The organism is Nocardia sp. NPDC055165, from assembly GCF_053606985.1.
Window position 1 is genome coordinate 222340 of sequence record NZ_JBSGSS010000008.1, and the last position, 21186, is coordinate 243525.

At 66.7% G+C, this 21186-nt stretch carries 19 protein-coding genes; 9 read left to right on the forward strand and 10 right to left on the reverse strand.

Annotated elements, in window-relative coordinates; all coding sequences use genetic code 11:
* The first annotated feature begins 32 nt into the window (after positions 1-32).
* Positions 33-1526, forward strand: a complete 1494-nt coding sequence (locus ACWFRF_RS18805; RefSeq protein WP_379313788.1) for a cytochrome ubiquinol oxidase subunit I — start codon at positions 33-35, stop codon at positions 1524-1526.
* Positions 1527-1535: 9 nt separating this feature from the next.
* Complete coding sequence (gene cydB / locus ACWFRF_RS18810; protein WP_452451221.1) at positions 1536-2558, forward strand: cytochrome d ubiquinol oxidase subunit II; 1023 nt, start codon at positions 1536-1538, stop codon at positions 2556-2558.
* A 122-nt stretch (positions 2559-2680) separates the two neighbouring features.
* Here cydB and ACWFRF_RS18815 read toward each other — a convergent pair whose 3' ends face one another.
* The 8 genes from ACWFRF_RS18815 to ACWFRF_RS18850 all read right to left on the reverse strand — a co-directional run bounded on the left by ACWFRF_RS18815 (position 2681) and on the right by ACWFRF_RS18850 (position 9731).
* Positions 2681-3406, reverse strand: a complete 726-nt coding sequence (locus ACWFRF_RS18815) for a GNAT family N-acetyltransferase (protein WP_379315319.1) — start codon at positions 3404-3406, stop codon at positions 2681-2683.
* 69 nt (positions 3407-3475) lie between these two features.
* Complete coding sequence (locus ACWFRF_RS18820) at positions 3476-4447, reverse strand: glycine betaine ABC transporter substrate-binding protein (protein WP_379315318.1); 972 nt, start codon at positions 4445-4447, stop codon at positions 3476-3478.
* On the reverse strand, positions 4444-5181 hold the full coding sequence (locus ACWFRF_RS18825; RefSeq protein WP_378990051.1) for an ABC transporter permease: 738 nt from the start codon (positions 5179-5181) through the stop codon (positions 4444-4446). Before ACWFRF_RS18825 ends, ACWFRF_RS18820 begins: the two co-directional genes overlap by 4 nt.
* Complete coding sequence (locus ACWFRF_RS18830; protein WP_378990053.1) at positions 5178-6458, reverse strand: ATP-binding cassette domain-containing protein; 1281 nt, start codon at positions 6456-6458, stop codon at positions 5178-5180. Before ACWFRF_RS18830 ends, ACWFRF_RS18825 begins: the two co-directional genes overlap by 4 nt.
* Positions 6458-7099, reverse strand: a complete 642-nt coding sequence (locus tag ACWFRF_RS18835; RefSeq protein WP_378628901.1) for an ABC transporter permease — start codon at positions 7097-7099, stop codon at positions 6458-6460. The genes ACWFRF_RS18830 and ACWFRF_RS18835 overlap by 1 nt, the downstream gene beginning before the upstream one ends.
* A 133-nt stretch (positions 7100-7232) precedes the next feature.
* On the reverse strand, positions 7233-8165 hold the full coding sequence (locus tag ACWFRF_RS18840) for a TauD/TfdA dioxygenase family protein (RefSeq protein WP_379318476.1): 933 nt from the start codon (positions 8163-8165) through the stop codon (positions 7233-7235).
* 109 nt (positions 8166-8274) lie between these two features.
* Entirely contained in the window at positions 8275-8820 is a 546-nt protein-coding gene (locus ACWFRF_RS18845; protein WP_387444901.1) for a hypothetical protein, read from the reverse strand.
* Between the two features lie 152 nt (positions 8821-8972).
* Entirely contained in the window at positions 8973-9731 is a 759-nt protein-coding gene (locus ACWFRF_RS18850) for a spermidine synthase (RefSeq protein WP_452451222.1), read from the reverse strand.
* A 97-nt stretch (positions 9732-9828) separates the two neighbouring features.
* On the opposite strand from ACWFRF_RS18850, the gene ACWFRF_RS18855 reads away from it, so the two are divergent.
* Positions 9829-10434 (forward strand): TerD family protein, encoded by a 606-nt coding sequence (locus ACWFRF_RS18855; RefSeq protein WP_452451224.1) that lies wholly within the window; start codon positions 9829-9831, stop codon positions 10432-10434.
* A gap of 21 nt (positions 10435-10455) precedes the next feature.
* On the opposite strand, the gene ACWFRF_RS18860 is transcribed toward ACWFRF_RS18855, so the two are convergent.
* On the reverse strand, positions 10456-11961 hold the full coding sequence (locus ACWFRF_RS18860) for a hypothetical protein (protein ID WP_449962127.1): 1506 nt from the start codon (positions 11959-11961) through the stop codon (positions 10456-10458).
* Between the two features lie 242 nt (positions 11962-12203).
* Between ACWFRF_RS18860 and ACWFRF_RS18865 the strand changes: the two genes are divergently transcribed.
* The 6 genes from ACWFRF_RS18865 (at position 12204) to ACWFRF_RS18890 (ending at position 18474) form a co-directional block, all read left to right on the forward strand.
* Positions 12204-12473, forward strand: coding sequence for a hypothetical protein (locus ACWFRF_RS18865; RefSeq protein WP_378990060.1), 270 nt, complete (start codon positions 12204-12206; stop codon positions 12471-12473).
* Between the two features lie 15 nt (positions 12474-12488).
* A complete protein-coding gene (gene glmS, locus ACWFRF_RS18870) occupies positions 12489-14321 on the forward strand; it encodes a glutamine--fructose-6-phosphate transaminase (isomerizing) (protein ID WP_379314694.1) in 1833 nt (610 codons plus the stop codon).
* A 52-nt stretch (positions 14322-14373) separates the two neighbouring features.
* Positions 14374-16842 (forward strand): aminopeptidase N, encoded by a 2469-nt coding sequence (gene pepN / locus ACWFRF_RS18875; RefSeq protein WP_379314693.1) that lies wholly within the window; start codon positions 14374-14376, stop codon positions 16840-16842.
* 110 nt (positions 16843-16952) lie between these two features.
* On the forward strand, positions 16953-17153 hold the full coding sequence (locus tag ACWFRF_RS18880; RefSeq protein WP_378628880.1) for a hypothetical protein: 201 nt from the start codon (positions 16953-16955) through the stop codon (positions 17151-17153).
* 50 nt (positions 17154-17203) lie between these two features.
* Positions 17204-17998, forward strand: a complete 795-nt coding sequence (locus ACWFRF_RS18885; protein WP_452451227.1) for a SigB/SigF/SigG family RNA polymerase sigma factor — start codon at positions 17204-17206, stop codon at positions 17996-17998.
* Positions 17999-18234: 236 nt separating this feature from the next.
* The gene (locus ACWFRF_RS18890) at positions 18235-18474 is read left to right on the forward strand and encodes a hypothetical protein (RefSeq protein WP_378990065.1); all 240 of its coding nucleotides are present in this window, start codon (positions 18235-18237) and stop codon (positions 18472-18474) included.
* Between the two features lie 35 nt (positions 18475-18509).
* On the opposite strand, the gene ACWFRF_RS18895 is transcribed toward ACWFRF_RS18890, so the two are convergent.
* Positions 18510-21092 carry a LuxR C-terminal-related transcriptional regulator gene (locus tag ACWFRF_RS18895; protein ID WP_379312132.1) on the reverse strand — a complete coding sequence of 861 codons (2583 nt, stop codon included), beginning with the start codon at positions 21090-21092 and terminating at the stop codon, positions 18510-18512.
* Positions 21093-21186 lie beyond the last annotated feature (94 nt).

Genomic DNA, 21186 nt, shown 5'->3' on the forward strand with positions numbered 1-21186 from the left:
TGGCAGGAGATCCGACGATGAGTTCGCTGGCAATGAGCACACTGGATGTCTCCAGATGGCAGTTCGGTATCACCACGGTCTACCATTTCATCTTCGTCCCGCTCACCATCGGACTGGCACCGCTCGTCGCGGGAATGCAGACAGCGTGGGTGATCACCGGAAAAGAACACTGGTACCGACTCACCAAGTTCTTCGGAAAACTTTTTCTGATCAACTTCGCCATCGGTGTCGCCACCGGCATCGTGCAGGAGTTCCAGTTCGGGATGAACTGGAGTGAGTACTCCCGGTTCGTCGGCGACGTCTTCGGAGCGCCACTGGCTTTCGAAGCGCTGGTCGCCTTCTTCCTGGAGTCGACATTCCTCGGATTGTGGATCTTCGGCTGGACTCGCCTGCCCAAACTCGTTCACCTCGCCACGATCTGGATCGTCGCGATCGGTGTCAACGCGTCGGCCTACTTCATCGTCGCCGCCAACTCGTTCATGCAGCACCCGGTCGGTGCGAAATACAATCCCGAGACCGGACGCGCCGAGCTGGACAGCATCTGGGCGCTGCTCACCAACAACACCACCCTCGCGGCGTTTCCCCATGTGGTCGCCGGCGCGTTCTTGACCGCGGCGACCTTCGTCGTCGGCATCGCGGGCTGGTTCATGGTGCGCAACGTACGCAGTGGTAATGCCACGAAACTCGACGAAGCCGAGACCATGTGGCGTCCGGCGGCGCGGGCGGGCATGTGGGTGATCGCCGCATCGATCGTCGTAGTGGCTCTGACCGGCGATATCCAGGGCAAGATCATGTTCGAACAGCAGCCGATGAAGATGGCGTCGGCGGAATCGCTGTGCCACACCGAGACCGATCCGAAGTTCTCGATCCTCACCGTCGGCACGCACAACAACTGCGACAGCGTCACGCATCTGCTGGAGGTTCCCTATGTCCTGCCGTTCCTGGCCGAGGGCAAGTTCACCGGCGTCACGTTGCAGGGTGTGGAGGATCTGCAGAAGTCCTACGTCCAGGACTACGGACCCGGCAACTACCGGCCCAACCTCTTCGTCACCTACTGGGGCTTCCGCGGCATGATCGGTCTGCTGGCCGGACCGGCGCTCTTGCTGCTGGCCGGACTCTGGATGACCCGCGGTGGCCGAGTTCCCGACACACGCTGGTTCTCCTGGCTGTGCCTGATCGCCATCCCGACCCCGTTCCTGGCCAACAGCGCGGGCTGGGTCTTCACCGAGATGGGACGTCAGCCGTGGGTGGTGGTGCCGAACCTGACCGGCGACAAGACCATTCGAATGACGGTGGCGCAAGGCGTCTCCGATCACGCACCGGGAACGGTCATCTTCTCCCTCGCTGTCTTCACGCTGCTCTACGGCGCGCTGGCGGTGGTCTGGTACTACCTGATGCATCGCTACACCGTGGTCGGGCCCGAACCAGGGCCGACGGCTTCCGATGACGAGTTCGGTCCCGATGACGACGGCGGTGGCGGCAGGCACCGCGCCGAACCCGTCGAGCCGCTGTCCTTCGCGTACTAGGAGACGACGATGAGTCTGCAGCAATTCTGGTTCGTGTTGGTCGCCGTGCTGTTCACCGGCTACTTCATCCTCGAGGGCTTCGACTTCGGCGTCGGCATGCTGATGCCGATCCTCGGTAAGGGTTCCGATGTGCGCAGGCGCGTCGTGCTCAACACCATCGGCCCGGTGTGGGACGGCAACGAAGTCTGGCTGATCACCGCGGGCGGTGCGATGTTCGCGGCGTTTCCCGAGTGGTACGCGAGCTTGTTCTCCGGGTTCTATCTGGCCCTGCTGTTGTTGCTGGTCGCGTTGATCCTGCGAATCTGCGCGATCGAGTGGCGATCGAAGATCAACTCGCCGAAGTGGCGGGCCTGGTGCGACATCGGCATCGGCATCGGCTCGTGGATTCCGGCACTGGCGTGGGGCTGGGTGTTCGCCAACCTCGTGCGCGGGGTACCGCTGAACGAGAAGCGACAGGTCGTCGGCTCGGTGTGGGATCTGCTCAGCCCCTACGCGCTGCTCGGCGCGGCGACCACGGCCATCCTGTTCGCCCTGCACGGCGCGATCTTCCTCGCGCTCAAAACCGGTGGTGAAGTCCGCGACGATGCCCGCATATGCGTGCGGATCCTGTTCGTGCCCACGGTGGCGATTGTCGGCGGGTTCGGGCTGTGGACTCAGCTCGCCTACGGCTCCGGCTGGACCTGGGCCGCGCTCGGCGCGGCCGTGCTCGGCCTGGTCGTCGCCGGTGGGGCCACCGCCGCGGCCCGTGACGGCTGGGCGTTCATCGGCACCACCGTCACGATCGCCGCGGCCACTATCCTGCTGGTCGGCTCGCTCTACCCGAACGTGATGCCCTCGACGATCGACCCCGCGTTCGATTTGAACATCCACAACGCTTCCTCCAGCCACTACACCCTCCAGGTGATGAGCTGGGCAGCGGTCCTGTGCACCCCGGTGGTCCTGATCTACCAGGGCTGGACCTACTGGGTCTTCCGCAAACGACTCACCGTCGAACAGATTCCCGAACCGACCGGGCTGCCGCTCTCGAAATAGGCTTTCGGCAACTGCGCAGTGTGAGGGCCTGCCGAGTAGGCGGATCGCCGGCAGGACAGGCTACGCAAACGCGAAACCCTCATGACGCCTACCCGTATCAGCGCATCGGTAGCCGGCCGCGTTCAGCGTAGGGGTGCCGCGGACGAGTTCACGGAACGCCCGAGATCGCGAAGCCGGCCGGCAAGACGCGCTCTGACGTCCGGCCAGTCTTCCACCGTGATCGAGAACAGCACGGAGTCGCGAACGGTGCCGTCGGCGCGCCGGGAATAGCGGCGCAGTGTGCCTTCGTACCGGGCGCCGAGGCGCGCGATGGCCTGTTGCGAACGGTGATTGCGAACATCGGTTTTGAGCTCGACGCGACCGGCACCCAGCGTGTCGAACGCATAGGCCAGGAGCAGCCACTTGGCCTCCGGGTTCACCCCACTCGCCCACACGCCCGGGGCGAAGAGGGTGGCGCCGATCTCCAACCGGGCGTCCCTCGCTCGGGTTTCGAGATAGGAGGTCATCCCGACGATCGCACCGACCGGGTGGCCGGCGATGGCCCGGCGCGTTCGGACAATCCACAGATGGTTCTCCGGCGTCGCGTGCCACGACCGCAGGAACACCTCGAGTTCCTGTCGATCGCGCGGACGAAACGGAATGTGGGCCCACACGACATCGTGCTCGAGCACCGCGAACAACTCGGCCGCGTCCGCTGCCGGATCGACCGGGCTCAACCGCACTGTCTCACCGACGAGTTCGGCATCCGGGGCAACCGGCCACTTCAGCTCCGGCCACACCTCATCGGTCGGCCGCGGGTCCGGCACCGGATCGAAACGCTGCACGTCGGCAAGACCATCCTGAGGCACAGCGCGATCATAGACCGGCGTCGATCACGTTCCCCGGCGCTGGATCGCCCGCGGCAGCGTGCCGCTGCGCTAGGCGATCAGTTTCACGCTTTTCAGCCAGTCGTAGGCGACGTCGGCGGGGTCTTCTCCGTCGATGTCTACGCGGCCGTTGAGTTCTCGCATCAGGTCGTCGGTGAGCAGTTCGGAGATCGTGCCGAGAAGTTCGCGCAGTTCGGGGTTGGCGTCGAGGACGGGGCCCCGCACGACCGCGGTCCCGCTGTAGGGCAGGAAGAACTTCTTGTCGTCGTCCAGGACCACCAGGTTCAGGTTCTTGACGCGGCCGTCGGTGGTGTAGACCATGCCGAAGTGGCAGGGAGAGTCTTTGGCGGTCGCGGTGTAGACGACGCCGGCGTCCATGCGGGTGACGTTGCCCGCGGGCACACCGTTGGGATCGTTGTAGGGGATGCCGTATTTCTGCAGCATCGGAATGAAACCATCCGAGCGACTGAAGAATTCGTCGTCGACACAGAACGTTCGTTCGGCAACCGGCAGCGCGGCCACGTCCGAGAGTGACTTCACGCCGAGTCGCTGCGCGGTCGGTGTCGACGCACCGAACGCGTAGGTGTCGTTGAAGTTGGCCGGGGGCAGCCATTCCAGGTCGTAGTCACGCTTCTCGACATCGTGGACGCGCTGCCACAGTTCCTGCGGGTCCACGATCGTCTCGGTCTCGTTGTGGTAGTTGACCCAGCCGGTGCCGGTGTATTCCCACAGCACGTCGGCGTCGCCGTTGAGCTGGGCCTGCCGTGACGAGGCCGATCCCGGCGCGCCGGTCAGATCGGTGACCGAGGCCCCCGCCGCGGCCAGGTAGGTCGCGGTGATCTTGCCGAGCAACACCCCCTCGGTGAAGCTCTTCGAGGTGACGACCAATTTCGCGCCGTCGAGGGGACGTTCGCCGCCGGGCAGGCTCGCGTCGTGGAAGGTGCCCGACGAGCTCACCAGGCCACACCCGGCGAGCAACGACAGCGTCGCGACCAGCGCGGTAATCAACGGGACTCGCCTCATGAGACACCTCGTGGGGTCGCGGCCAGTTCGACGAGTCGGCCGAGCCAATCGATGATCAACGCCAGCAACCCCACGAGCACGGCGCCGGAGATGAGCAGCTTGGGCAGGAACAGGGTGACACCGGTCGTGATCAGCGTGCCCAGGCTGGTCGCACCGATGAAGGTACTCAGCGTCGCGGTGCCGACCAAAATGACCAGCGCAGTGCGCACGCCGTTGAGGATCACCGGCACGGCCAGCGGCAATTCGACCTGAACCAGCGTCCGCCCGGCCGAGAAGCCGATGCCGCGAGCGGCCTCGATGGTGCGGTGATCGACCTGCCGCAGCCCGACGATCGTGTTCTGCAGGATCGGCAGGATCGCGTAGACGACGAGACCGACGACCGCCGTGCGGAATCCGGTGCCGAGCCAGAAGGTGAACAGCACGAGCAGTCCGACGGCGGGCGCGGCCTGACCGATATTGGCGATGTTGACGGCGATCGGCTCGAACCGCTGCAACGCGGGCCTGGTCAAGGCGATACCGAGCGGAATCGCGACCACCACCACGATCAGCGTGGCGACCACCGTGAGCCGGATGTGCTCGAGGATCGTGGTCTGCAGATTGGCCCAGCCGAGCGAGGCCTGTTCGGTCGCGGTGAACGTCGACGACTGATACCAGAGCACGTATCCGATGCCGATCACGACGATGATGAGCGGTTCGAACCACACATCGATCGGGACCCGGCGCAGACGGTTCATGCCGGTCCGGCCGATCCGTGTTCGTCGTCGGCGGCGACGACCGGGGTGGGTGTGGGATCGGAACCGTCGACGTAGGTTTCGTAGGACAGGTCCTCGGCGGCGGCGTGCCCTTCGGCGAGCTTGGTCTGGATCACGTCGGTCACCGAGCCGATGTTGAGCGAGCCGACTACGGCGCCGCGACCGTCGGTGACCAGGGTCGCGCCCTGGCTGGCGGCGAGCATGGCGTCGAGCGCGTCGTTGAGGGTCGAGGACTGCGCGACGACGGGCAGCCGGCGATCGAGGTAGTCCGAAACCTCCGGCTTGCTCGCCACTTCCGGCAGCGAGGGCCACGACCGTGGCCGCCCCGCGTCGTCCACGACCACCACCCAGGTGTGTCCCGCGGCTTTCGCCCGCCCGATCACGACCTGCGAGGATTCGCCGATCTTGGCGGTGGTGACCGGGTCGACCTCCACATCACGGACCCGAGACACCGTGAGATAGGCCAGTTTCGCGCCCGATCCGACGAACTCCTCGACGAACGGCGTCGCCGGGTCGGTGAGGATCTCCTCCGGTGTCGCGTACTGCTCGACGTGTCCGCCCTCGGACAGGATGAGCACCTTGTCACCGAGTTTGGTGGCTTCCTCGAAGTCGTGGGTGACGATCACGATGGTCTTGCCGAGTTCGTGCTGGATCGCGATCAGACTGTCCTGCAGGCGAACCCGGGTGATCGGGTCCACCGCGCCGAACGGTTCGTCCATCAGCAGCACCGGCGGGTCGGCCGCGAGCGCGCGGGCGACGCCGACACGCTGCTGCTGGCCGCCGGACATGTCCTTGGGCAGACGGTCGGCGAAGGTCGCGGGGTCGAGACCGACCAGATCCAAAAGATATTCGGTGCGTTCGGCGATTCGCTTCTTGTCCCAGCCGAGCACCCGCGGGATCGCGCCGATGTTCTTGGCGACCGACCAGTGCGGGAACAGCCCACCGGACTGGATGACATAGCCGATCGACTGCCGCAGCTTGTCGGGATCTTCGCGGGTCACGTCACGTCCGCCGATGAATATCCGGCCCTCGGTCGGCTCGATCAGCCGGTTGATCATCTTGAGCGTGGTCGTCTTACCGCAGCCCGAAGGTCCGACGAACGCGACGATATTGCCGGCCTCGATCTCGAGGTCCAGGCGTTCGACGGCGGGGGTGTCCTGGCCCTTGTACCGCTTGACGACCCCGTCCAAGGTGATGGAATCGCCGGTCACGTTGCGCTGGGGCGCGGTCGGCGCGGGCTGGCTGGTCACATCGGTCATCACAGTCCCTTGGCAATCGTGAGGCGTCCGAGCAGGACGAGGAGCGCGTCGAAGACCAACGCGATGGCAACGATGAGAATGGTTCCGGTGAGCGCCATTTCGAGCGCGTTGGCCCCGCCGAGACGCGACAGGCCGTTGAAGATCAGCGAGCCGAGGCCGGGCCCGAGGACGTAGGCCACGATCGCGGCGACACCGACGATCATCTGGGTCGAGACCCTGATCCCGGTGAGGATCACCGGCCAGGCGATCGGCAGCTCGACGGTGAGCAGGATCCGCCAGCGCGAAAGTCCGATGCCGCGCGCGGATTCGACGACCGTGGCAGGCACCGATCGCAGCCCGACGATCGCGTTACCGATCACCGGCAGGGCCGCGAAGAACGCCAGCATGATGAACGACGGCACCACACCGAGGCCGAACGGGACCAGCAGCAATGCCAGCAGTGCCAGCGAGGGGATCGTCAACGCGACCCGGCTCGAGGTGAGGGTCAACGCCGATGCCAGCGGCAACCGATACACCGCCACCGCGATGAGGATCGCGACGACGGTGCCGACCAGCACGGTCTGAAAGGCCAGCGACGCATGCTGATAGGTGAGGAAGGTCAACACCTCGCCTCGGTCCTGGACATAGCTCCACAAATTCACGGCATTCCCATCGTCGGACTGAGCCAGTGGGTACCTGTTCGCGCGTGATCAACGGTCGAATGTGCCGTCGAAGGATAGTCGATACCGGGTGTTGGCCCGGGGACGCGCGCGAGCTGGTGGCGGTCGATGATGGTTATGCTGCACGCTCGAGCGGTGCGGTGTACGGCTCGGCGTCGCCGGCGATCACCGTGCTCGCGGTGCCGTCGATCCCTACGGGGACCGGCCCGCCCAGCGTGATCCGGGTGAGCCTGCGGTGCTCGCTGCCGTCGTAGTCGTCGATGGCGTAGTGCTGGGTGGCCCGGTTGTCCCAGATCGCGACGTCGCCCAGCGACCAGTTCCAGCGGGCGGTGTGCTCGAGGCGGGTGATCCGGTCCTGGAACAGCCGGAACAGTGCCCGCGACTCGTTGCTCGACAGCCCGACGATCTCCTTGACGAAGCAGCCGAGCAGCAGGGCGCGCTCACCGGTCTCGGGGTGCACCTCCACCACGGGGTGCTCGGTCTCGAAATAGGTGGACTCGAACTCGCGACGGTAGTCGCGGTCGGTATCGGCGGGTCGGTCCTGGATCTCGGCGGCGTAGTCATAGCGGTTCGAATGCCGCGCGCGCAGGCTCTCGGCGAGTCGCTGGAGTGGCTCCGGCAGCGAGTTGTAGGCGGCCACGGTCGAAGCCCAGGTGGTCGAACCGCCGTAGCTGGGCAGGGCGACCGCACGCAGGATGGAGGCCTGCGGAACACGATCGACGAAGGTGACATCGGTGTGCCAGACGTTGGACCGCGTCTGGTGCGAGTCGATGGCCAGGCTCTTCGCACCGGCGGAGGTTACCGTCGGGTGCGGGGTGGTCGGGTTGCCGAGCAGCTGCGCGAACTCGTACTGCCCGTCCTCGGTCAGGTGGTGCTGGCCCCGGAAGAAGATCACCTTGTGCTCGCTGAGCGCGGCGCGGATGGTGGCCACCGTTCGCGCGTCCAGGTCACCACCGAGCCGAACCCCGTCGACCTGAGCGCCGATGTGGGCGCCGAGCTTGACCACCCGCACCGCGCTCCCGGGTACAGCTGCGTCGTGGACGGACATACGGAGGCCTCTCGCTCGAACCTGGACGATCTCGTCACACGAAACCAGCAGGAACGCGCCGCGACCATCATTGAATTCAGGCTGAGCGGAATGGCCGAATCGGCGGGTATTACGGTATGCGCAATTCCGCCGCGCTGTGCCCCTGGGATGTCCAAGTACTGAATCGCGATTCGGCCGCTTCCGCCGACGGCGCGCTGATCACCCGGGCGACCGCTTCCCACGACGCGCCCGACGCGCGCACGAAGCGGACGGCTTCGACGAGGCGCCGCTGTGCCGACGCCGTGTCCTCGAACGCCAGGCGCACCGGAATCAGCGCCTGCATCTCGAGCTGGTGATAGTCCCATTCGGCCAGGACCAGGCGGGCGAGGTCGGCGTCGAGGCGTCCGGTGGAGCAATGCAGCACCCGCGCGGAGGGGGCGTGGTCGGCGGACAGATCGGTGCGTAGCCAGGTTCGTCCGTGCCAGCCGTCGCAGGAGCACAGTGCGCGCCACCCGATCACCTCCTCCGGTCGGCGCGGGTGGCTGTCGGTGGGGGCCAGCGGCCGGGCATCGTTGGCGACCGTCGCGCGGGGGCTCGGGGCGTCACTGCGTCCGTACAACCCATCCGTGAAGATGTCGGCTACCCATCCGCGATGGTTTTCGAGCAAGCTGTTCATCCTGACTCCGATGTCGAATCCGAAAAGCTCGATCCCGAACCGGCCCGTCATGACGCGATCGCCGGAGGTTCGGTGTGTGGGACAACTACTCCCAGACACTTACGATCAACCTCAGCGACGCCGACGGCAATCACTTCGCCGCATTGTTGTTCCTAGTCACATAATGCCTGGTCGCGGTCTGTGCTCCGAGCGCGGTGGGACCTGGTCGCGAGGTAGATCGTCGCGCCGGATCGCCCGCGGGTCAGCGGGTTGTCGAACAGGATCGGCCGCGCCTCCACATCGATGAAGGCGGATTCCAGAATTTCGCGGAACTCGTCATCTGGTGCGTCGTCGGACCACATCGCAAAGGTGCCGCCGTCGACCAGGTGTTGCGCGACCGCGCGCAGGCCCTCGCGGGTGTAGAACTCGGCATTCGAACCGTGCAGGACATGGCGTGGTGAATGGTCGATGTCGAGCAGCAGCGCGTCGTACACGCGTCCCGGTTGTGCCGGATCGAATCCCACCGGCCCCGCCGCCGCGGCGAAGAAGTCCGCGCAGACAAGCTCGACCCGGGAGTCGGCAGCCAACCCGGCGGTGTCGGGCAGCAGCTCACGGCGATGCCACTCGATGACGGCGTCGGAGTACTCGATCACCGTGAGCGCGTGAATTCGTGGGTCCAGCAATGCTTCTCGCGCGGTGTATCCCAAGCCGAGCCCACCGACGAGCACATCCAGCCGGTCGCCGGGCGTGCGCCCCAATCCCAGCCGCGACAGCGCACGTTCGGCGACGGTGAACAAGCTCGACATCAGGTACTCGTCACCGAGCTTCACCTCGTAGACATCGGCCCGCACCGTCGGATCGAAGCGTCGACGCAGACTGATCTCGCCGATCGGGGTCTGCCGCCAGCCGAGTTCTTCGAAGCGTGCGCTCATCGCCGTCACAGTAGTCCCGTGGCGACCACAAGCCGGCCGGACGGAGCGCACAGCACGCCGCCAGATTTGTGCTGGGCGTGATCTTTACCCCATGTTTATGGGTCGACGAGCCGGGAAGTCTGGTCGGCAACCCTGCTCGTGCTCGGTCGGGCGGGTTCCTATCGGCCAGGAGTACCGCATGACGCACACAATCACCCACCTCAGCATGGGCCTGGGCTGGGACCCGGCCCATGCCAACGGAATGCATCCCCGCCGCAAGGACATCGATCTCAACGCGGCGGCGCTGTCGTTCGCCGGCGAGAACTTCGTCGATGTCGCCTTCCACGAGCAGCTCACCTCGCGCGACGGCGCGCTGCGCCATCTCGGGGACAGCGTCACCGGCGACGGGGACGGCGACAACGAAGTGATCGTGGTCGACCTGGCCCTCCTCGATCCCGCCGTCACCACGATCGTGTTCCTGGTGACCTGCTACACCGGCCAGCGGTTCGACCAGATCGCCAACGGCTTCTGCCGCGTCGTCGACAATGTCACCGGTATCGAATTGATCCGCATCGATCTCGACAGCGTCGGCGCCCACACCGGCATCGTCGTCGGCAAACTGCACCGCCCCCACCAGGATTGGGCCTTCACCCTGATCGGCCAACCGATCATCGCCCAGCACGTGGTCAACGCCGTCCCTCAGCTCACCGCCTATCTTCACTGAGAGCGACGACCCATCCCGTCGTCACTCCGCTAGACGGTCGCGGGCTCGCAGACGCGTCTCGAGTGCGTCGAGTACGTGCGTCACGTCCGCGTCGAACTCCTCGGCGAGCATTTCGAGTAGCGCCGCACCGATCAGCAACAGCGTGGAGAAGACCACGGGGGCGATGGGTTCGGTCGCCTCGAGCAGGGGGCGGGTGCGTGGCGCACCGCCATGATGCCAGGACTCGAGCAGGGCCAGTGCGCCCTGGAGATAGATCGGTGGTTCCGGGCGGGCGCTCAGCGCGGGGATCGCCCGATCGGCCGCGCGGCGCAGGATATCGGAGATGGACTCGACGCCCGGGGCCATGGCCTCCATCGCGCAACAGGCCAAACGCAGGGCACCGTCCAGATGACGCGGACTGTAGCGGGCCGACTCCGGGATCTGGTCCCAGGGCAGGCGCAGGACGCGAAGCAGGTCGGCGGTGATCGCGGTCGCCGCCGGCGCCTGCGCCGTCGCCGGGGCCGAACCGGACGTGTGATCGACGCCGAGCATGATCTCGAGCCCGATCGCCGATGCCATGAGATCGCCTCGGCTGCTGCGGGTTTCACGTCGATGGCGGCGGTCCTCGACCAGCAGCCAGCCGACCGTCTGCGCGTCGGCGGTCCGCAGCAGTTTCGCGTCGGCCTGCCAGCCGTTCGCGGTATCGCAGCGCGACAGCGCGCAGACCAGATCGGCCATGACGTGGTTGGCGGTGACCAGCGTCGGCTGATGCCGTGGACGGCGTGACACCACCGGAAGATCACCCAGCCTGGCCGAGGAGGACACGAACGACATCGCGGTGAGTGCCGCCGCGGCGGTACGCGCGGCGGCCACGGCGTCGGCGGCGTTGGTGCGCAGCAGCGCGCGATGGATCGAGTCCGCCAGCGGCGCGACGCCGAACTCCGCGTAGTGCAGCAACAACCAGGCCAGCGGCATGTCGCCGAGAACCGGCGCGAGCCGTTCGTTCAGCTCGTACAGCAACGCGGCCGACTGCTCCGGCTGACGTGATCGCGGCGCCTCCCCGGTGAGGTCACGCCATTCGAGCAGTGCCAGGTAATTGGGTAGCAGCAAGCTATCGACCAGCTCACTCACCTGAGCGATGACGAATTCGAAATCCAGTTCCGTCATCGCCCCCGGCCCGACCGAATTCACCACCGGGTTACCGTCGAACGGATCGAAACCCGATTCGTCCAGAGCGAGATCGAACAACAACTCCGCGTGCCCGAGCCTGCCGACGACTCTGCCGACAAAGGGCACCACCCCTCCGTCTTCCACCGCAGTTGCCGCACCGAGAAGGCAATTCACCATCGCGCCTTCGGCTTTCGCGTGCGCACAGAACCTGCGCAGCCGCTGGTGCACGATATCCTCGGTATCGAAACCCGTGCGCACGATCTCTTCCGCGATCGTCACGATTGCCGCGTCGACGACGTATTCTGGCCTGCCGCCTGCTTCATCCGATGCCGACGCGGGGCCCGCGAAATAGAGCCGGTCACTGAATGCGTCGCCCATTCGTCGCCTCACCACAACCTCCACTCGGATGCGCAGTATTCCGTGTACTCGACACCCTTCCAGCAAATTGTTCGCAAGTCGCGGCTCACACCTCACAAGGCGATAACGGCATGAACTCCGCGCGCACCGGCCGGACCGACTGCATGCATGACGCGTCCCATCGAGGCGCTGTCGCGACACAATCTGCCCGAATTCGGGCAGGGATGTTGGCGAACCCGGTCGGGGCAGGCATGATCGTGCGAGTGAATGACGGGGTACCCACCGAGTTGGTCCGCTATGTCGTGGCGTCCACCGGCCTACCCGAACGCGTGGCGGCCCGGGTCGTCGCCGACATCGTCGGCTACTTCGACGAGACGGCCGAGCAGTTCGTCCGGCGCAGGCACGCCGAGCTGCAAGCTCGGGAGATGCGCAATGCCGAGATCTGGCGACGCCTCGAGATCGAACTCGGCGAGCGCCCGGTCGCGGCACCGTCATTCACCGAACGGCAACTTCGTCGCATCGTCTACGGGTAAGGGGTTCATCACGCCATGTGTGGAATCGTCGGATACATCGGTCACCGGCAAGCTGTTCCCGTGCTGCTGGAGGGTCTGCATCGGCTCGAATATCGCGGCTACGATTCGGCCGGATTGGCACTGCCGCATCGCGGCAAGGCGCGCGTGTGCAAAACCCGGGGCAGGGTGCAGGACCTGCGCGACAAGGCCGACACCACCGCTCTGCGCGGCACCGTCGGCATCGCGCACACCCGCTGGGCCACCCACGGCGAGCCCAGTGACGCCAACGCCCACCCGCACACCGATGTCAGCGGCCGTATCGCCGTGGTGCACAACGGCATCGTCGAGAACGCCGAACAGCTGCGGGCCGAGCTGACCGCGCTCGGCATCGATCTCGTCTCCGACACCGACACCGAGGTGATCGCCCACCTGGTCGCGCGCGAGCTCGAGGAATCCGAATCTCTCGAAGACGCCGTTCGCGCCGCGCTGCACCGGGTTCGCGGCACCTACGGTCTGCTGGTCCTCGACGCGCGCCGTCCGGCCGAGCTGGTGGTCGCCCGCAACGGCAGCCCCATCGTGCTCGGCGTCGGCGACGGCGAGATGTTCGTGGCCTCCGATGTCGCCGCCCTCGTCCACCACACCCAGCGGGTGGTGTTCCTCGACGACGGGGAGCTCGCGACCATTCGCGACAGCGAATTCCGCACCAGCACACTGGGATTCGAGTCCGAACAGACCGACAAGACCCCGACCACCATCGACATGGTGGCCGAGGACTACGCGCTCGGCGGATTCCCCGACTTCATGCGCAAGGAGATCGCCGAACAGAGCGAGGCGGTGCGCCGAGCGCTGCGTGGGCGCCTCGACGACCGCTTCGCCACCGCCCACCTCGGCGGGTTGAACATGGACGCCCGCGAACTGCGCAGTATCAGCAAGGTCGTCTTCCTCGGTTGCGGTTCGGCCTACTACGCGGGCCAGCTCGGTGCCCAGCTGATCGAGGAACTCGCCCGTATTCCGGCCACCGCGGAACCGGCCTCGGAGTTCCGCTACCGCAATCCGGTCGTCGATCCCGATGCGCTCTACGTCGCGATCAGTCAGTCCGGCGAAACCCTCGACACCCTCGCCGCGGTGCAGGAGCTACAGCGCAAGGGCGGCCGGGTCATCGGCGCCGTCAACGCGGTGGGCAGCGCTATCGCTCGCCAGTGCGGGGCAGGGGTGTTCCTGCACGCGGGCCCGGAGATCTCGGTTGCCTCGACCAAGGCATTGACCAATATGACCGTGTCGTTCACGATGCTGGCCCTGCTGCTGGGCCGGGTTCGCGACCTGTCGGCTGCCGACGGCCATCGCATCGTCGACGGCCTGCGCGCCCTGCCGGCCGCCATCGACCAGGTCCTCACCGACGAAGACGCGATCGCCGAGATCGCGCACCGCTACGCCAAGGCCCGCAGCATGTTCTTCATCGGCCGGGTGCGGGGGTGGCCGGTCGCCCGCGAAGGCGCGCAGAAGCTCAAGGAGGTCTCCTACGTGCACGCCGAGGCCTACCAGGCCTCCGAGCTCAAACACGGCCCGCTCGCGCTGATCGACCAGGAGATGCCGAGCGTGGTGATCGTCCCCGACGACGAACTGCTGGCCAAGAACCTCAGCACCATCGAACAGATCAAGGCACGCGGCGGACCCGTGATCGCCGTCACGAACGCGGACCTGCCGCCGGACGCGGCCGACGAAGTGATCCGGGTCCCGCGCGTCGCACCGGAATTGGACCCGATGCTGCTCACGATTCCGCTGCAGCTGCTCGCCTATCACACGGCCATCGCGCTCGGCCGCGATGTCGACAAGCCGCGCAACCTCGCGAAGAGCGTCACCGTGGAGTAGTTGTCGCGTGGAGTGCGACGCACGGCGCCGGGGCGGCTGGCAGGATCGAGGCGTGAACACCGCGAACCTGAGCCGCTCCGAGACCGCCGCGCGATCGGCCGCGATCACCGTCCGCGCCTACCGCGTCGAACTCGATCTGTCGACGGCCCCGGATCAGTCCCAGGATGGTTTCGCGACAACGACCACCGTCGAGTTCGGTGCCTCCGTCGAACAGACGTGGCTCGACTTCATCGGTCCGTCGGTGGAATCGGTGACCGTCAACGGCACGGATGTCGCCGTCGAGTACGACGGAGCCCGGCTCGCGCTCGTCGGCTTGTCGGAGACGAACGTCGTTGTCGTGCGGGGCACCGGTGCCTACAGCCGCTCCGGTGAGGGGCTGCATCGGTTCGTCGATCCGGTCGACAACCAGACCTACCTCTATACCCAGTACGAGCCGGCGGATGCGCGGAGGGTCTTCGCCTGCTTCGAACAGCCGGATATGAAGGCGCCGTTCACGTTCGCGGTAACCGCACCGGCCGGGTGGCAGGTGATCTCGAATCGGCCGTTCGCGGCAATCCAGGACAACGGCGTGCTCCAGAACGTCGAGTTCTCCCCCACCTTGCCGATCTCGACGTACATCACCGCGGTCGCGGCCGGCCCGTACCATCGCGTCGAATCGTCGTGGACGCGAGGGGAACTCACGATCCCGCTCGGGATCTATTGCCGCGCTTCGCTGGCCCGCTACCTGGACGCCGACACGATCTTCGAGGTGACGAAGCAGGGTCTGGGCTTCTTCGCCGAGAACTTCGACTACCCGTACCCGTGGGGCAAGTACGACCAGGTGTTCGTTCCCGAATACAACCTGGGTGCGATGGAGAACCCCGGACTGGTCACGTTCACCGAGGCCTACGTGTTCCGTGGGGCGGCCACCGCCGCCCAGTACGAGGGCAGGGCCAACACGATCCTGCACGAGATGGCCCACATGTGGTTCGGCGATCTGGTCACGATGGTGTGGTGGGACGACCTGTGGCTCAAGGAATCCTTCGCCGACTACATGGGCGCACTCGCGAGCTCGGAGGCCACCGAGTGGACCGACGCCTGGGTAGCATTCGCGAACCGCCGCAAGGCCTGGGCGTATCTGCAGGATCAGCTGCCGACCACGCACCCGATCGTCGCCGATATCACCGACCTCGAGGCCGCCAAACTCAATTTCGACGGCATCACCTATGCCAAGGGCGCGAGCGTACTCAAACAGTTGGTCGCCTATGTCGGCCGGGAGGAGTTCTTCTCGGGTGTACGCCGGTATTTCCGCACGCACGCATTCGGCAACACGACTCTCGACGACCTGCTGGCCGAATTGTCGGCGGATTCCGGCCGTGATCTGGCGGGCTGGGCGCGGGCCTGGTTGCAAACGACCGGGGTGTCCACGCTGACCCTCGACAGCGGTGCGATCGTGCAAACCGATCCGCGTCCGCACCGGCTCGCTGTCGGGCTCTACGACTTCGATGCCGAGGGTGACTTGGTGATTCGCGAGCGCGTGGAACTCGACATCGTCGACGCTCACACACCGGTGACTCTCGCACCCGCTGCGCTGCGGCTGCTCAACGACGGTGATCTCACCTACGCGAAGGTCCGTCTCGACGTGGATTCGCTCGCCACCGTGGAGAGTTCACTGAATCGGGTCACCGACCCCCTGGCGCGCGGACTGATCTGGTCGGCACTGTGGAACGCCACCCGTGACGGCGAACTCCACGCCGAACGCTACCTGTCGATGGCTCGTGATTTCGCGCCCGTAGAAACGAACATGGCGCTGCTCACCGCGGTCCTGGCGAACGCGTCTTTCACCATCGGGCATTATCTGCCCGATCCGGCGCGAGATCGGTGGCGCGGTGAATGGCTCGAATCCTGCTGGGCCACACTGCATTCGTCGGCACCGGGTTCCGGCGCGCAGCTGGCGTGGGCGCGTGCGGTGGCGTCCGCCGCCACCGTCGACGGCCACCGTGCCACCGACATCCGGGCGATCCTGCTCGACCGGGCGCCGGAGGGTCTGGCCCTGGATCCCGATCTGCGCTGGGCGCTGTGGACGGCGCTGGCCGCCACCGGTGAGGCGAAGCTCGCCGACCTGGACGCCGAGGGGGAACGAGACGGCACCGCATCGGGGCGAACCGCTCACCTGCGCGCACTCGCGGCCCGCCCGCGAGCAGATGTCAAAGCCGCGGCATGGGATTCTGCGCTGGGCGACCCCACCCTGACCAACGACCACCTCGATGCCACCATCGACGGGTTCCGCGCCGGCCGCCACCGCGACCTGATCGCGCGCTACGACGACGACTATTTCGCGGCACTGCGCACGGTATGGGATCAGCGGAGCATCGAGATCGCTCGACGCATCGTGGTCGGGCTCTTTCCCGCCGCCGATTCGCTCGACGGGGTCGACCGATGGCTCGCCGCGAATGCCGACGCACCGAGTTCGTTGCGTCGCTTGGTCGTCGAACAGCGTGACCACCTCGCCCGCGATCTGCGCGTGCGCGATGCAAACTGATCTTTCCCATTGCACGTCGGGTTAAACATCTAAATCCGAAAAGGTACCTCTGTCAACCCCAGTCAACCAATAACGGTTTAATAACCGACGCGTTGGTGAACCCTTGATCTATGACCAACTCACGTAATCGGACAACGAGTACGCCGAGCATGGATCTGACCAGCACCACCATCATGTTGGCCACCTGCGTGTTCTTCCTCTTCGGCCTGGCTGCGCTCACCGGATCGCTGCCCGCCGCGATCTTCGGCGCCGTCGGCCTCGGCGCGGGAATGATGATGACGTTCAGAATGCTGGACCTGCACGCACTTTAGGTTCACCTCCGCAGATCCGGAGAGCATTCGAAGGCCAGGAGCTGATCCGCATGTCCGAGACCACCGACCGCACCTACGAAAACGCCGAACCCCTGTTCGCACACTGGGCGCTGACCGATCCCCGCAGCCCCGAACACGACGCTCTGCGGGACCGGATCATCGAGGTCTGTCTACCGCTCGCCGAGCACATCGCTCGCAAGTACGCAGGCCGTGGCGAGATCTTCGACGACCTACTCCAGACCGCGCGGCTCGGCATGGTCATGGCGGTCGACCGCTACGACGTGACCACCGGTTCACCGTTCCTCGGCTTCGCGGTGCCGACCATCATGGGTGAGGTGCGCAGGCATTTCCGCGATCACATCTGGCCACTGCACGTTCCCCGTCGCGAAAAAGAACTCCAGGGCAAGGTCAGGGAAGCGACCGAAGAGATGAGCCGTCGGCTCCAGCGCTCCCCCACCGCCCACGAACTCGCCGCCGAACTCGACGTGCCGGTCACCGACATCGCCCGAACCCTCGTGGCGGCCAATGCTTTCCAGACCCGCAGCCTCGACACTCCCGCCCGCGACAACGACGGCGATCCCGGCATGACCGTCGCCGAAACGTTCGGCGACCTGGATCCGAGCTACCGTCTCACCGAAGACACGATCACCGTCGCACCGCTGCTGGCGCAGCTGTCGCCACAGGACCGGCAATTGCTGATCTGGCGGTTCTACGACACGCTCTCCCAAGGCGAAATCGCCGAACGCCTCGGCGTGTCCCAGATGAGTGTCTCCCGCAAGCTCACCAGGCTGCTGGGTGATCTGCGTGCCAAGGCCGCCGACGACCAGACGGTACCCGTGGCCTGATCTTCGACCCGCCCGCACCGTGTCGAGACGATGCGGTGCGGGCTTCGACCGATACCGTCCATTGACTCTGCGGCTACCGGGCTGCACAGTTGATAAAGCAGAATCTCGCGCGTGTCGTGGCGGCGTCCACCGGGTCGGCGCTGTTCACATGGTGTGTCAGTGTGGTGCTCGCCGGCGGGAAGGGTGCGATGACGATGCGCGGTCGACGGAATCGACGGGACCGAGAGATTCGCGAAGTGCGGGAGATCCGGGCCAGTCCGGCCCACCAAACCGCGAAATTCTTGCTGTCGGTGCTGATGCTGGTCTGGTTCGGGGCCGGGCTGGCGGCGGCGATGCAGCGGGACTACTTCACCAATACCCCGGCCAATTGCGGCGATCTGGGCACGATCGGACTCACGGTGCTCGCGGGCCCGCTCAACTACCTCGGTATGAACCCGAAGGTCTCCGAATGCCAGTTGCCGGAGCCGAGCCGATGAGCGCACGCGCGATCGGATACCGGTAGCCGCGTACCTCAGATGAGTTCGGCGAGCTGGTCGCGGTCGGTGGCGTCGAGCTTGATGCAGGCCCGGTAGATGTGGCCTTCGACGGTGCGGACCGAGACACAGAGTCGTTCGGCGATCGCGCGGTTGGACAGGCCACGGCCGATCAGGGCGGCGATCTCGCGTTCGCGTTCGGTGATCGGCAGGGGGCGCGCCGCTGCAGTGACCGCGGGAGTGCCCGCGCCGTCGCAGCGGGCGGCCAGGGCCATCGCGCGGGCGGCCGCCTGGGCGCTGGGCCTGCGCTGTCCGGCGTGGTCGTAGATCGGCACCGTCTGCGCCGCGGCGTCGGCTGCCGACAGCAGGAGCCCCGCGGACTCGAACTCGCGGCTGACCGCGGCGAGCGCGCGGGGGTCGGCAGCGCCGAGGGCAGCGGCGTGGCGGGCGTAGATCGCCGCCACCGGGCCCTGGACACGACCGGCGACGGTCGTGAGCCGGGTGGCGAGGGTGCGATCGCCGAACCGGGTGGCATGGTGCAGAGCTTCGGCTTCCATGGCGTACTGACCGGCGCTGTGCGCCAGGTCGGCGGCCTTGCGTGCCAGGTCCACCGCCGAGTGCGCGCTGTGTTCGGCAGCGGCCAGCCAGGCGCGCGCGATGATGCGCTGCGGTTCGTGCAGGGCCATGTGTGGCCCGCTGTGCTCGTCGGCGTCACCGAGCACCCGCGCGGCCTGTTCCACCTCGCCCAGCGCCGCGTAGGCCCGGGCGAGCAGCAGCCGCGCCGGCAGCTTCCACGGCAGCGAATTCTCGGCGTTGAGCGCCGCCAGCGCCTGTTCGAAGGCGGTGATCGCTTCGCGGAACCGCCCCCGATAGGTGGCGACGACCCCGTCGGCGATGCGCGCGATCGCCCAGCCGACGAACTGCCCTGCCGAGGAGAACTCGCGGTATTCGGTCGCGCGCTGCTCGGCGAGGTCGAGGTCGCCGATGGTGGTCAAGGCGAGAACGTCGCCGTAGCGGACCATCACCCGGATGATCCCGTCGGTGGACTTCTGCTGCGCCCGGCCGCAGGCCGCGATCGGCGCGAAGTCGGCGCCGCGACCGGCCACCGGCATTGCCAGGCCCAGGGCGAACGCGGCGAAATCGACGGCCTGGCGGGGTGAGTTCGGATCGGCGATCACCCGCTCAGCAGCCTCGATTCCCTCGTCGAGGTGGTTTTCGTGGACCGCCATCGCCGCCGCGGCGGCATCGACCGTCAGGCGAAGAGCGGGATACTCGACGCGGGTGCGCAGCATCTCGACCAGGTCGCGGGCGTGGTGGACATCGCCGAGCGACCAGAACTGCAAGCTGGCGCGCACCACACCCCACTGCACCAGTTGCAGCGGATCGAGGCGGTCGGGATCGAACCGGGCCAGGATCTCGTCGGCATGCTGGGGCCTGCCCTGCCAGAGCAGTGCGCGGGAGAGCAGTTCGGCCGCGCGCAGCCCACCGCCACGCTCGCACGCGGCGCGCGCGAGCCGTTCGCCCAGCGGCAGATTGGCCAGCGACACCGCGTCCTTGGCCGCGTCGATCAGCAAGACGATGTCGATCGGCCGATCGCTTTCCACGCACAGTCGCGCCAGCCGGATCCGGTGGGCCGGTGTGCTCAGGTCACGGTCCTGCAGCGTCTCGACGAGACGTCCGCGCCGGGTGCGCGCGGCGGCTGTGCCGAGACGGCAGCGCACCACCTCACCGAGCAGCGGATGACTGAACCGGACATCGACGACCCCGTTGTGGCTCGTGACCCGGATCAGGCCGGTGACCTCGGCAGCGTCCACGGCGTCGGCGCCGACGAGCTCGCTGAGGATGTCGACGTCGAGCGGCTCGTGCACAGCCAGCGTCTCCAGCACGTCGAGCACAGGCGCCCCCGCCCTGCTCAACCGCTCGCCGAGCAACTCGACCAGACCCGAGGGCACCGCGGTGGGCCCGCGCAACTGCCAGACGCCGTTGACGTCGGTCAGAGTGCTCGCCTCGACGCCACCCTCGACCATGTTGCGCAGGAACAGTGGGTTGCCACCGGAGGACTCCCACATCACATCGGCGCTCAGCCCCTCCAGCGTTCCGCCGAGCACGGTCTCGACGAGTTCGGTGCACTGGGTTTTGGTGAACGGCGCCAACTCGATTCGCTCGAGGTACCCGTCCTTCCACAGTGAGGTGACCGCGTCGGGCAGCGGTTCCCCGGTGCGCACGGTGGCGATGATGCGGGCCCCACGGTCGACGGCGATCTGGTGCACCAGCGTGGCCGAGAGGATGTCGAGCAGGTGCGCGTCGTCGACGCCGATCACCGTATCGGGCTGGGCGAGCACGTTCTCCCGGGCCGAATGCAGCAGCGCGAGCGGATCGCGCGACACCGACGCGGCGATCCAGGGCGCGAACGCACCGAGTGGAATGGCTTGTGACGACGCGGTACAGGCCACCCAGCGCACCGGCTCGGACAGCACAGCGGTGACCAACCGGGCCAGGGTGGTCTTGCCGACGCCCGCGGCACCGACGAGGATCACGCCACCGGTGTCGCGGTTCGTCAAAGCCTTACGGACGGCGTCATATTCGGCGGGACGATCGAGCAGCTGCCAGAGTCCGCCCATACATGAAAAGTGTAGTTCCCGTCCGGCCCTGTCACAACGACTCGGCCCGGCGACACGGCCGACGCGCGGCTGGACCGGCGCGGCGGGCGCGCGC

Excerpts from the sequence above, each read along its gene's own strand:
- ACWFRF_RS18805 (WP_379313788.1), top strand. The coding sequence starts at position 33 with ATGAGCACACTGGATGTCTCCAGATGGCAGTTCGGTATCACCACGGTC.
- cydB (WP_452451221.1), top strand. The coding sequence starts at position 1,536 with ATGAGTCTGCAGCAATTCTGGTTCGTGTTGGTCGCCGTGCTGTTCACC.
- ACWFRF_RS18820 (WP_379315318.1), bottom strand. The coding sequence starts at position 4,447 with ATGAGGCGAGTCCCGTTGATTACCGCGCTGGTCGCGACGCTGTCGTTG.
- ACWFRF_RS18825 (WP_378990051.1), bottom strand. The coding sequence starts at position 5,181 with ATGAACCGTCTGCGCCGGGTCCCGATCGATGTGTGGTTCGAACCGCTC.
- ACWFRF_RS18830 (WP_378990053.1), bottom strand. The coding sequence starts at position 6,458 with ATGACCGATGTGACCAGCCAGCCCGCGCCGACCGCGCCCCAGCGCAAC.
- ACWFRF_RS18840 (WP_379318476.1), bottom strand. The coding sequence starts at position 8,165 with ATGTCCGTCCACGACGCAGCTGTACCCGGGAGCGCGGTGCGGGTGGTC.
- ACWFRF_RS18845 (WP_387444901.1), bottom strand. The coding sequence starts at position 8,820 with ATGAACAGCTTGCTCGAAAACCATCGCGGATGGGTAGCCGACATCTTC.
- ACWFRF_RS18850 (WP_452451222.1), bottom strand. The coding sequence starts at position 9,731 with ATGAGCGCACGCTTCGAAGAACTCGGCTGGCGGCAGACCCCGATCGGC.
- ACWFRF_RS18855 (WP_452451224.1), top strand. The coding sequence starts at position 9,829 with ATGGGTCGACGAGCCGGGAAGTCTGGTCGGCAACCCTGCTCGTGCTCG.
- ACWFRF_RS18860 (WP_449962127.1), bottom strand. The coding sequence starts at position 11,961 with ATGGGCGACGCATTCAGTGACCGGCTCTATTTCGCGGGCCCCGCGTCG.
- glmS (WP_379314694.1), top strand. The coding sequence starts at position 12,489 with ATGTGTGGAATCGTCGGATACATCGGTCACCGGCAAGCTGTTCCCGTG.
- ACWFRF_RS18880 (WP_378628880.1), top strand. The coding sequence starts at position 16,953 with ATGACCAACTCACGTAATCGGACAACGAGTACGCCGAGCATGGATCTG.
- ACWFRF_RS18885 (WP_452451227.1), top strand. The coding sequence starts at position 17,204 with ATGTCCGAGACCACCGACCGCACCTACGAAAACGCCGAACCCCTGTTC.
- ACWFRF_RS18895 (WP_379312132.1), bottom strand. The coding sequence starts at position 21,092 with ATGGGCGGACTCTGGCAGCTGCTCGATCGTCCCGCCGAATATGACGCC.